General features: G+C 71.2%; 14 protein-coding genes. 6 read left to right on the forward strand and 8 right to left on the reverse strand.

Annotated elements, in window-relative coordinates:
• Positions 1-497: PHP domain-containing protein (locus tag AC2VNT_RS04305; protein WP_486945673.1), on the reverse strand; the 497-nt coding region annotated here is incomplete at its 3' end.
• Positions 498-676: 179 nt separating this feature from the next.
• Between AC2VNT_RS04305 and AC2VNT_RS04310 the strand changes: the two genes are divergently transcribed.
• Positions 677-895, forward strand: a complete 219-nt coding sequence (locus AC2VNT_RS04310; protein WP_486945674.1) for a dodecin family protein — start codon at positions 677-679, stop codon at positions 893-895.
• 24 nt (positions 896-919) lie between these two features.
• Here AC2VNT_RS04310 and AC2VNT_RS04315 read toward each other — a convergent pair whose 3' ends face one another.
• Both AC2VNT_RS04315 and AC2VNT_RS04320 read right to left on the reverse strand, forming a co-directional pair.
• On the reverse strand, positions 920-1,225 hold the full coding sequence (locus AC2VNT_RS04315) for a hypothetical protein (RefSeq protein ID WP_486945675.1): 306 nt from the start codon (positions 1,223-1,225) through the stop codon (positions 920-922).
• Between the two features lie 124 nt (positions 1,226-1,349).
• Positions 1,350-1,730: a hypothetical protein gene (locus tag AC2VNT_RS04320; protein ID WP_486945676.1), complete on the reverse strand. Its 381-nt coding sequence runs from the start codon at positions 1,728-1,730 to the stop codon at positions 1,350-1,352.
• A gap of 119 nt (positions 1,731-1,849) precedes the next feature.
• Between AC2VNT_RS04320 and AC2VNT_RS04325 the strand changes: the two genes are divergently transcribed.
• Positions 1,850-2,617 (forward strand): methyltransferase domain-containing protein, encoded by a 768-nt coding sequence (locus AC2VNT_RS04325; RefSeq protein ID WP_486945677.1) that lies wholly within the window; start codon positions 1,850-1,852, stop codon positions 2,615-2,617.
• A 10-nt stretch (positions 2,618-2,627) separates the two neighbouring features.
• Here the strand turns inward: AC2VNT_RS04325 and AC2VNT_RS04330 are convergent, their stop codons facing one another.
• Positions 2,628-3,554, reverse strand: coding sequence for an RluA family pseudouridine synthase (locus AC2VNT_RS04330; RefSeq protein WP_486945678.1), 927 nt, complete (start codon positions 3,552-3,554; stop codon positions 2,628-2,630).
• On the reverse strand, positions 3,551-4,150 hold the full coding sequence (gene lspA / locus AC2VNT_RS04335) for a signal peptidase II (protein WP_486945685.1): 600 nt from the start codon (positions 4,148-4,150) through the stop codon (positions 3,551-3,553). Before lspA ends, AC2VNT_RS04330 begins: the two co-directional genes overlap by 4 nt.
• A 29-nt stretch (positions 4,151-4,179) precedes the next feature.
• Here lspA and AC2VNT_RS04340 point away from each other — a divergent pair, with 29 nt between their 5' ends.
• Positions 4,180-5,115 (forward strand): asparaginase, encoded by a 936-nt coding sequence (locus tag AC2VNT_RS04340; RefSeq protein ID WP_486945679.1) that lies wholly within the window; start codon positions 4,180-4,182, stop codon positions 5,113-5,115.
• A 7-nt stretch (positions 5,116-5,122) separates the two neighbouring features.
• On the opposite strand, the gene AC2VNT_RS04345 is transcribed toward AC2VNT_RS04340, so the two are convergent.
• Complete coding sequence (locus tag AC2VNT_RS04345) at positions 5,123-6,481, reverse strand: DNA polymerase IV (RefSeq protein WP_486945686.1); 1,359 nt, start codon at positions 6,479-6,481, stop codon at positions 5,123-5,125.
• A 144-nt stretch (positions 6,482-6,625) separates the two neighbouring features.
• Here AC2VNT_RS04345 and AC2VNT_RS04350 point away from each other — a divergent pair, with 144 nt between their 5' ends.
• Both AC2VNT_RS04350 and AC2VNT_RS04355 read left to right on the forward strand, forming a co-directional pair.
• On the forward strand, positions 6,626-7,195 hold the full coding sequence (locus AC2VNT_RS04350; RefSeq protein WP_486945680.1) for a class I SAM-dependent methyltransferase: 570 nt from the start codon (positions 6,626-6,628) through the stop codon (positions 7,193-7,195).
• A gap of 27 nt (positions 7,196-7,222) precedes the next feature.
• Positions 7,223-7,714, forward strand: coding sequence for a hypothetical protein (locus AC2VNT_RS04355; protein WP_486945681.1), 492 nt, complete (start codon positions 7,223-7,225; stop codon positions 7,712-7,714).
• A gap of 318 nt (positions 7,715-8,032) precedes the next feature.
• Here the strand turns inward: AC2VNT_RS04355 and AC2VNT_RS04360 are convergent, their stop codons facing one another.
• Positions 8,033-8,638: a flavin reductase family protein gene (locus AC2VNT_RS04360; protein ID WP_486945682.1), complete on the reverse strand. Its 606-nt coding sequence runs from the start codon at positions 8,636-8,638 to the stop codon at positions 8,033-8,035.
• A gap of 64 nt (positions 8,639-8,702) precedes the next feature.
• Between AC2VNT_RS04360 and AC2VNT_RS04365 the strand changes: the two genes are divergently transcribed.
• Positions 8,703-9,422 (forward strand): ArsR/SmtB family transcription factor, encoded by a 720-nt coding sequence (locus AC2VNT_RS04365; protein WP_486945683.1) that lies wholly within the window; start codon positions 8,703-8,705, stop codon positions 9,420-9,422.
• 115 nt (positions 9,423-9,537) lie between these two features.
• Here AC2VNT_RS04365 and AC2VNT_RS04370 read toward each other — a convergent pair.
• Positions 9,538-10,066 (reverse strand): DUF5915 domain-containing protein (locus tag AC2VNT_RS04370; RefSeq protein ID WP_486945684.1); only part of this gene is annotated, 529 nt, incomplete at its 5' end.

Here is a 10,066-nt window from a genome sequence, read left to right on the forward strand (position 1 = left end):
TGGCCGAGTCGCAGCCGGGTCTGCACCTCCCCGGACGGGCAGCCGGTGGTGGCGATGATGCCGGCGGCGTGCTCGGCGACCAGTTCGGCGTCCATCCGCGACCACTTGCCCAGCTGCCCCTCGAACGAGGCGAGCGAGGAGAGCGTGAACAGGTTGCGCAGGCCGGTCGCGTTCTCGGCGACCATGGTCAGGTGGGTGTAGGAGCCGCCGCCGGAGACGTCGTCGCTTTTCTGGCCCGGGTCGCCCCAGTGGATCCGGCGGGTGTCAAAACGGGAACCGGGGGCGACATAGGCCTCCACCCCGATGATCGGTTTGATCCCGGCGTCGGTGGCCGCCCGGTAGAACTCGCTGGCACCGAACATGTTTCCGTGGTCGGTCATGCCGATCGCCGGCATGTCCAGCCGCTGCGCCTCGGCCAGCATCGGGGTGATCTTCGCGGCACCGTCCAGCATCGAGTACTCGGTGTGGTTGTGCAGGTGCACGAAGGAACCGTCCATAGGACCGCCAGTCTATGGCCGGGCGCCGACCCCGCTTCGATGGCTCGACGGGCGTGTCTTCCCCGGCGGTGAAGCCACCCCGGCCCGCGCCGATGCTGATAGCGTTTCCGGGACAGTTGCTGTCGGTCCGCACTTCGGCCCAGAGACCACTACGGCCAGAGACAACAGGGAGACGAGAGATGAGCGTGTACCGGGTCATCGACATCATCGGGACCAGCCCGTCGTCGTGGGAGAACGCCGCCGCCGAGGCGATTCACCGGACCAAGCAGACCATCGACGACATCCGGGTGGCCCAGGTCGTCGAGCAGGACATCGCCCTGGACGACAAGGGCGCCATCATCTACCGCACCAAGCTGCGGGTCTCGTTCAAGATCCGGCCGCCGAAGAGCGCCGACTGACCCGGCACCTGGCGGGTCAGCCGATCAGTCCGGCTCGTCGTCGGCGGAGCCCGAGTGGCGGGCGAACAACAAGTCGACGCCGTTCACGTGGCGCAGCTCGACCAGCAGCCACAACGCCCCGCCGATCGTGCCGAGCACCGAGATGAGCACCGTCGTCTCGATCCACTCGTAGTGCTTGTAGGCGGCCACCAGCACCGTGCTGATCATCCCGAGCACCGCGATGCCCAGCAGGATGAACCCCGGCCAGAAGAAGTTGTCTTTCACCGCGATACCGGCGTGTTGGTGGGTGGTCCGGAGATGATCGGTCGGGTCGTGATGTGTGTCGCCCATGGTCTCCCCACTCGTTGCCGGACAGCCACATAGCCGCCCACTCGAATAGTCGGTGGAACGCCACAATCCTACCGTCGAACAGGATCGAGCCACCGGCATCACGGTCGCTTTCGCGTCGATCGGGTCAGCTCGCGCCGGTCCCTTTGCGGATGTAGACATCGGGCACCACGGTGGCGCTGATCGTCGTCGTCAGCCAGACCACCACCCCGGTGGCGAGCCAGGCGGCCGGCGTCGGGATGGACAGCCCGTTCGCCGTCGCCGCACCGATGGCCAGCGCGACGAAGGTGGTGATCAGCGCGGCGCTGCCCAGCCCGAGCGAGGCATACCCGTGCGGCAGCCGCAGCAGGAACATCGACAGCACGCCCATCACCGCCGAGAAGAACACCCAGGCGACGATGAACCCGTGCGCCCGCATCGAGACGCCCGGAACTGTCCACGCCGCCACCAGGAGCCCTATCCCCCACGCTGCCACCCGGGCGCTGCCCCGCAACAGAATTTCCTTCATGGCGACAAGCCTAAGCCTCCGGGCGGCGGTGCACCGGCGCTTCATCGCGATGTCGTCATCCGGTGATCGGGCCGCGACCCGCGCGCTCCCGAAGCGCCCGCCCGCGAGAGAATGCCGGCATGCCACCGACGTTCGACGACCTGGTGACCGAGGCGGCCGCAGCGCCGGTCGACGGGTGGGACTTCTCCTGGCTGGACGGCCGCGCCACCGAGCAGCGCCCGTCCTGGGGCTACCAGCGGTTGATCAGCCGGCGGCTGGCGGAGGCGTCGGCCGCGGTCGATCTGCAGACCGGCGGCGGGGAGGTGCTGGCCGGAGCCGGGCGGCTGACTCGCTTCCCGCCGGTCGCCGCCGCCACCGAGTCCTGGCCGCCGAACGCCGCCCGGGCGACCCGGCTGCTGCATCCGCTCGGCGTGGTGGTGGTGTCGGTGCCGGAGCGCCCGCCGCTTCCGTTCGCCGACGAGGCGTTCGACCTGGTGACCAGCCGGCACCCGAACGGGATCTGGTGGGCCGAGATCGCCCGGGTGCTGCGGCCCGGCGGCAGCTATCTGGCCCAGCAGGTCGGGCCGGAGTCGATGGTCGAGCTGACCGAGTTCTTCCTCGGGCCGGCACCGCAGAAGGGCGCCGGATACGCCCCGGACGTCCAGCGGGCGCAGGCGGAGGCCGCCGGGCTGGAGGTGCTGGACCTGCGGATCGAACGGCTGCGGGCGGAGTTCTTCGACGTCGGCGCGGTCGTCTACTTCCTGCGCAAGGTGATCTGGACGGTGCCGGGCTTCACCGTCGGGGAACACCGTGGCCGGCTGCGGGAGTTGCACGAGCGGATCGGTGCCGAGGGGCCGTTCGTCGCGCATGCCAGCCGGGTGCTCGTCGAGGCCCGCAAGCCCGGCTGAGCCGCCCGATTCAACCGGAGGCGCGCAGCACGTCCAGCGCGTGCTGCAGGTCCGCCGGGTACGGGCTGGTGATCTCCATCGGCCGGCCGTCGCCGGGGTGGGCGAAGGCCAGCGCCCGCGCGTGCAGCCACTGTCGTTGCAGCCCAAGCCGTTCCGCGAGCCTGGGATCGGCGCCGTAGGTCAGGTCGCCGCAGCAGGGACGGCGGACGGCGGCGAAGTGCACCCGGATCTGGTGGGTGCGGCCGGTCTCCAGGTGGATGTCGAGCAGGCTGGCGGCGACGAACGCCTCGATGGTGTCGTAGTGGGTGATGCTGTGCCGGCCACCGGCGGTGACGGCGAACTTCCAGTCGCGTCCGTGCTGGCGGCCGATGGGCGCGTCGATGGTGCCGCTGGACGGGTCCGGGTGGCCCTGCACCAGGGCGTGGTAGCGCTTGTCGACGGTGCGCTGCTTGAAGGCCCGCTTGAGCACCGTGTAGGCGCGGTCGGAGAGCGCGACCACCATCACCCCCGATGTGCCGGCGTCGAGGCGGTGCACGATGCCGCGTCGCTCCGGCACCCCGGAGGTGGTGATCCGGTAGCCGGCCGCGGCCAGCCCACCCAGCACCGTCGGGCCGGTCCAGCCCACCGACGCGTGCGCGGCCACCCCGGGCGGTTTGTCCACCGCGACGATGTCGTCATCGGCGTAGAGCACCGTCATGCCCTCGACTTCCACGGGCGTGTTCTGCACCGGCGCCGCCGGCTCCGGCAGCCGCACCTGCAGCCAGGCGCCGGCGGCCAACCGGTCGGACTTGCCGGCCGGCGCGCCGTCCAACTCGACGTCGCCGCCCTCGGCCAGCGCCGCGGCGGCGGTCCGCGACATGCCCAGCAGCCGGGCCAGCCCGGCGTCGACCCGCATCCCCGCCAGGCCCTCCGGGACCGGCATCGAGCGGTGGCTCACCGGCGAGGTCGCTGGGGCCGGTCGGGCCGGCGGCACCCGACGGTGTCGAAGTCGAAGCCGAAGATCGAGAGCGCGACCAGCAGCATCGCCCCGCCGACCACGGCCGGGTCGGCGACGTTGAACACCGGCCACCAGCCGAACGACAGGAAGTCGACGACGTGGCCGCGCAGCGGGCCCGGCGAGCGGAAGAACCGGTCCATCAGGTTGCCCATCGCCCCGCCGAGGATCATGCCCAGGCCGACCGCCCACCACGGCGAGACCAGCCGCCGGCCCATCCAGACGATGCCGACCACCACCGCGCTGGCCACCAGGGTCAGCACCCAGGTGTAGCCGGTGGCCATCGAGAACGCCGCCCCGGAGTTGCGGACCAGCGTCCAGGTCACCGTGTCGCCGATGATCGACACCGGCTCCCCCGGCGCCAGCAGCTCGACGGCCAGCGCCTTGGTGACGACGTCGAGCACCAGCACGACCGCGGCCACCGACAGCAGCAGCCGCAGCCGCCGCCGCGGCGGCGTCGGCACGTCCGGGGCGGCGGCGTCGGTGGTGGCTTCCTCGGTCACGCCCCCATCATTCCTTAGCCCGACGATCGCCGTGATCGAGCCCGCCGGTGCGGCATGATCGCAGGATGAGCCGCCTCGCTGTGATCACCACCGGCGGGACGATCGCCACCAGCGCCGACGCCGCCGGGGTGCTGCGGCCCACCCGCGCCGGCGCCGACCTGGTGGCCGGCCTGGACGGTGGTCACTCGGTGACGGTGGTCGACCTGATGGCGAAGGACAGCTCCGAGCTGACCCCGGCCGACTGGGACCGGATCCGCCGGGCGGTGGACGCCGCGGTGGCCGGCGGCGCGGCCGGGGTGGTGGTCACCCACGGCACCGACACCCTGGAGGAGACGGCGCTCTGGCTGGAGCTGACCTACGCCGGTGACGCGCCGGTGGTGCTCACCGGCGCGCAGCGCAGCGCGGACGCGCCGGACGCCGACGGGCCGGGGAATCTGCGTGACGCACTGGCCGTCGCCGCCGACCCGGCCGCCCGCGGCCACGGGGTGCTGGTCTGCTTCGCCGGGAGGGTGCTGGCCCCGCTCCGGCTGCAGAAGGTGGCCACCCGGGACCTGGCCGGGTTCGCCGGTCAGCGGCTCGGCGCCATCGGCGACGGTGTGGTCGACCTCGCCGAGTGGACAGACCGCCCCTACCTGGGGGATCTGACGCCCGGCCCGCGGGTCGACGTCGTCGCGCTGTACGCCGGTGCCGACGGCGTCGCCCTGGACGCCTGCGCGGCCGCCGGGGCCCGCGGTGTGGTGCTGGAGGCGCTCGGCTCGGGCAACGCGCCGGCGGCGGTGATCGACGCGGTGCGCCGGCACTGCCGCGCCGGGCTGGCGGTGGTGGTGTCCAGCCGGGTGCCGGACGGGCGGGTCGGCCCGGCCTACGGGCCGGGCCGTGCGCTGGTGGACGCCGGCGCGGTGCCGGTGCCGCGGCTGCGTCCCGCCCAGGCCCGGGTGCTGGTGCTGGCCGCGCTGGCCGGTGGGCTGCCCGTCGACGAGGTCATCGCCCGCTGGGGCTGACCGGCGCTCAGCCGTGCTCGGTGTCCAGCCGGGCCAGGTGGGCGAGGTAGTCCGGCCAGTCCAGGCTGTCGACCGGGTCGGCGGCGACCAGGTCCGGGTTGTCCAGCCGGAACGTCCGCATCGGGCCGGGTCCGGTGGCCCGGGTCTCGAACCGCACCGACACCACGCCGTGGCCGGCCCCCTGCACCCAGCCGTGGCCGAGCTCCCGGTGCGCGACGTCGTCGCCGACCGCCCAGCCGACCGTCGAGCCGGTGGGCTCGGCCGGCGGTTCCGCTGCCACGTCGGGCGGCGTTTCCGCCGGAGCCGACTCCACCGGGTCGGCCACCAGGTCCAGCACCGGGAACAACGGCTCCTGGCGCACCTCGGTCAGCCCGGAGAAACCGACCCCGAGCAGCCGGATCGGGCCGACCTGCCGCGGGTCCAGCAGCAGCCGCCGGGCCGCCGCGACCAACGCGCTGACGTCGGTGGTGGCGTACGGCAGGGTGGCCGAGCGGGTCAGGATGCCCATGTCGGACTTGCGCAGCTTCACCGTCACCGTGCGGGCGCCCCGGCCGTCGTGCAGCAGCCGCTGGTAGGCGTGCTCGGCGATCGGGCCGATCACCTCGTGCAGCCGCTCCACGGTGGTCAGATCGGTCGGGAAGGTGGACTCGGCGCTGATCTGCTTGGCCTCGGCACGCTCGGCGACCGGGCGGTCGTCGACGCCGCGGGCCAGCCGGTGCAGCGCGGCGCCGGTGGTGGCCCCCAGGATGCCGGCCACCTCGGCGTCGGTCAGCGCGGCGAACTGGCCGATGGTGCCGATGCCCAGCCGGTGCAGCTTCTCCTCGGCCACCGGCCCGATCCCCCAGAGCCGGCGCACCGGCAGGCCGTCCAGCAACGCGCGCTGCTCGGGCCGGGGAACCACCCGCACCCCGTCCGGCTTGGCCAGATCCGAGGCGATCTTGGCCAGCTGCTTGCCGGAGCCGGCGCCGACCGAGGCGACCAGCCCGGTCTCCTCGCGGACCCGACGCCGCAGCTCCTCGCAGAAGCGCTCCACGGCGGCCGGGGTCGCGCCGCGCAGCTCGGCCGGCTCACCGAACCCCTCGTCGAAGGAGAGCTGCTCGACGACCGGGATCACCCCGCGAACGGTCTCGAAGACCCGGCGGCTGGCCGCCCGGTAGACGCCGCCGCGCGGCGGCAGCACCACCGCGCCGGCACCGACCAGCCGCCGGGCCTGGTGCATCGGCATCGCCGAGTGGGCGCCGAAAACCCGCGCCTGGTAGCTGGCGCCGGCCACCACGCCGCGGCCGCCGATCCCGCCGACCAGCACCGGCCGGTCGCGCAGCGTCGGGCGGGTCAGCTGCTCGACGGAGGCGAAGAACGCATCCATGTCCAGATGCAGCACCCAGCGGCCGGATTCGCCCACACCTGCCGATGCTAGGTCAGCGCCGCGCCGGACATCCGACGGCCGACCGCCGCGCGGCACCGCGGAAAATGGTTGGCCGGTGCCGAGTCGGCTCGATAGCCTGCCGGTATGGCGATGAACTTCTTGCATCGGCGATGCTGTTCCTCCCGGCGCTGGGCCAGGCAGGTCCAAGAGCAGATGATCCCGTGGGTGCTGGCCGGCGTGGACCTCGGCGACAACACCCTGGAGATCGGGCCCGGCTACGGCGCGAACCTGCGGGTGCTGGTCGACATGACGCCGAGCCTGACCGCGGTGGAGTTGGATTCGGTGATGGCCGGGCGGCTGCAGGACGAATACGGCTCCCGGGCCCGGATCATCACCGGCGACGGCACCGACACCGGGCTGCCCGACGCCGATTTCAGCTCGGTGGTGTGTTTCACCATGCTGCACCACGTTCCGACGCCGGAGCTGCAGGATCGGCTGTTCGCCGAGGCGCTGCGGGTGCTGCGGCCCGGCGGGGTGTTCGCCGGCAGCGACGGGGTGCCGTCGCTGCGGTTCCGGGTGGTGCACCTGCGCGACGTCTACAACCCGGTCCCGCCGGATTCGCTGGCGGATCGGTTGCGGCAGGCCGGGTTTGACGACGTGGCGACCGAGGTCAAGGACGGTCGGCAGCGCTGGCGGGCGGTCAAGCCCGGCTGACTGGCCGCAGTCACCGAGGGCATCGACGTGGGTGCGGACGAAGACGGCCGAGACCGGATCGGCTCGCTGCGGCGGCTGGCGATCGGCTCGCTGAACAGCTACCGCGGCGGCTTCGCCGACCTGGCACGCCTGGACCGCGATCTGGAGTGGACGATCCGCTCTCTGGCAGAAGTCGCCGATCCGTCGTGGGTCGACTCGCTATTCGGACACTGGAACTCTCTGGAGATCATGTATGCCGGCGCGCTCAGTGACGAGCGGCAGGACTTGACTCCGGAAGAAGAGGCCGACGTCCAGGAAACCGTCGCCTGGTTTCGGACAGCGTTTGGCGACTACGAGCTGCCGTTGAGCCCCGACGAAAAGCCGCGCGAACACGACGTGATCCGACTGCGGCGGCCGATGCCGGAGCATGGTCTGTCGGCGGGTTCGACCGGGACCGTTGTTGTGGACTACACGATGTATTCGGACGGGACCCTGCCGCCGGAGAACGCGATTCCGGCGGCACCCCCCGAGCCATGGTGACCGTTGCCGAAAATGACGTCGAGGTGGTGTCGCGCCCCGGTTACGGCAGGTCACGGTTGTAGTGGGCGGACCGCCGGTCAGCGCCGATGCGTGGGCCCCAGCGCAGGTGTCACATCTGAGGACGAGTTCGAAGCGCTGAAATCTGTTTGCGCGTAACAATGTCTGGCCGAAACTCGGATGGTGAGTGGGAACCCCGAACGTACCCGGCGTAGCCGGGTAATTCCGTGGCGGTGCGGGTTGGGGTCAGGCGGCGAAGTCGGTGACGCGTTCACGTTCAGGGAGGCTGGTGGTCTTCGCCGGTGACTTGCCGGTCGGGCGTCAGTGGCGATGTGTCTTTCCGAGCCGCGGACCCGTTCCGAAATACTCACGAAATACGTAGAGCAGGGGGTTCCAGGTGTTGGTATCGATATGACCGGTCCCTGGCGTGACGACTCGACGGTGCGCGTGGATGGCTCGGACGTGGGTTTCCACGATTCGGAATCCATCACCGTCGGGGCCCTGGGGCTTATGAACTGCGATCACGTCAGCCTCGCACTGTATCGAACATTCTTGGATCCGCGGAGGCGTCACGTGAACCGACGCCTGCGACGTGAACTTACCCGGCCCCCACTTATCGCGGGCGTAGGTGAACTGGCCGGCCTTATGGGGTGCTGGCGGATTATGGCCCGTCAGGGTGGCAATCACATCCACCTGCTCCCAGCGGTCAGCATCGGGATAGTTGATGACGCATTCACGTTCGCGTTCGAGGTTGGCCAATGTTTGCGAGGTCGCCTCCCAGCCCAGCACGATCGTGCGCCCCAGCGCCCAGGCCGAGGACATCGGACCGATGTTGCAGGTGCCGTCCGGACTCATCGTGGTGATCAGCGCGACAGGCGTTCCCACGTAGAGGACCTTCGGATCAATGGTGACATGGCTGTTCGTCATGACAGAAGCGTGAACGCTGGACGGTTCGGCCGATACCGAACCGTTTACCAGGCATGATCAAGTCATGGGGCGAACCCACGGGCCGAGCACAACGCCGGATGTCTCCGGATTCTGCGCCGTGCTGGCTGATGAGTCCCGCGCAGCGATGGCTCTGGCGATGATCGACGGCCGCGCCTGGACGGTTTCCGAGTTGGCGGCTCTGGCGGGCGTCGCCCGTTCGACAGCGACCGAACACGCCCACCGTCTGGTGGCCGCCGAGATCTGCAGCGAGGTCAAGCAAGGCCGTCACCGTTACCTGCGACTTCGCGATGCCCATGTGGCGGACGTCCTCGAGGGTATTGGCTCGATTTCCGCTCCTCAGCCACTGAAAACATCATTGCGCTCGGTTTGCAGGGACGCCGCACTGCGGTCGGGCCGCACCTGCTACCGGCATCTGGCCGGTGCGCTTGGCCTATGCATCACCGACTCTCTTCGCGACCTCGACGTCATCACCGACGACTGGCAACTGGGCGTCGGTGGCTCCACGTGGTTCGGCGAGCTAGGCATCCCCATCGGGGCACCGTCGCGTCGGCCACTGATTCGCCCGTGCCTGGACTGGACCGAACGCCGCGACCACCTCGCCGGGGGCCTTGGAGACGCGCTCTGCGCGCAACTCATCGACCGAGGCTGGATCAGAAAACGAGCCGGCACCCGCGCCGTCACCCTCACCGAGGCCGGACGCCGCGAACTCACCGAACGTGGCATCGACCTCCACCTGCCGATGAGACCAACGGCTGGACGGTGACCCAGGGCAGCGGCGGCGTGCTGTCCTTCGACGACACGTTGGACCCCAGCGATTCCGACACGGCAGGTGCATCGGCGCTACACCGGTCTGCGGGATCTCACCGAGGGGGCGCACCTCACACCTTGCTGATCGCCACCCGAACCCCGTCGCCGATCTCGACGCAATCCTGGCCCGGGTCGCCTATTTCGAAGCCGGTGGCCAGGATCTCACCGGCGATCAGCTCGGCGTGGCTGCGGGCCCAGGCGGCCCGCCCGTCCGGCACCGCCAGCACCACGGTGATCCGGTCGGAGACGTCCAGGCCGGTGGTCTTGCGCAGCTCCTGCAGCTCGCGGATCCGGTCCTTGGCCCAGCCCTCGGCCTCCAGCTCGGGGGTGACCGCCGCGTCGAGCACCACCAGCCCGGCGTCGTCGGGCAGCGCGGCGGTGAACTCCGGATCGGCGGCCACCAGCTTGGCGACGTACTCGCCGGGCTGCAGCACCGCCGGACCGACGGTCAGGGTGCCGTCGGCGGGCACCCCCCCCGCCCCCGCCTGGCCCGCCTTGATCGCCGCCTGCACGGCCGGGCCCCGCCGCGGGCCAGCGACCCGGGCGTGGACGGCCAGCTCGCAGCGGCCGTAGCGGTCGATGTCGTCGGTGAGCTCGACC

Source organism: Mycobacterium sp. TH-M15 (assembly GCF_057473705.1).

What these genes read in the sequence shown, in the direction of transcription:
- AC2VNT_RS04310 (WP_486945674.1), top strand. Translation starts at nt 677, where the DNA reads ATGAGCGTGTACCGGGTCATCGACATCATCGGGACCAGCCCGTCGTCG.
- AC2VNT_RS04315 (WP_486945675.1), bottom strand. Translation starts at nt 1,225, where the DNA reads ATGGGCGACACACATCACGACCCGACCGATCATCTCCGGACCACCCAC.
- AC2VNT_RS04320 (WP_486945676.1), bottom strand. Translation starts at nt 1,730, where the DNA reads ATGAAGGAAATTCTGTTGCGGGGCAGCGCCCGGGTGGCAGCGTGGGGG.
- AC2VNT_RS04325 (WP_486945677.1), top strand. Translation starts at nt 1,850, where the DNA reads ATGCCACCGACGTTCGACGACCTGGTGACCGAGGCGGCCGCAGCGCCG.
- AC2VNT_RS04340 (WP_486945679.1), top strand. Translation starts at nt 4,180, where the DNA reads ATGAGCCGCCTCGCTGTGATCACCACCGGCGGGACGATCGCCACCAGC.
- AC2VNT_RS04345 (WP_486945686.1), bottom strand. Translation starts at nt 6,481, where the DNA reads ATGGATGCGTTCTTCGCCTCCGTCGAGCAGCTGACCCGCCCGACGCTG.
- AC2VNT_RS04350 (WP_486945680.1), top strand. Translation starts at nt 6,626, where the DNA reads ATGGCGATGAACTTCTTGCATCGGCGATGCTGTTCCTCCCGGCGCTGG.
- AC2VNT_RS04360 (WP_486945682.1), bottom strand. Translation starts at nt 8,638, where the DNA reads ATGACGAACAGCCATGTCACCATTGATCCGAAGGTCCTCTACGTGGGA.
- AC2VNT_RS04365 (WP_486945683.1), top strand. Translation starts at nt 8,703, where the DNA reads ATGGGGCGAACCCACGGGCCGAGCACAACGCCGGATGTCTCCGGATTC.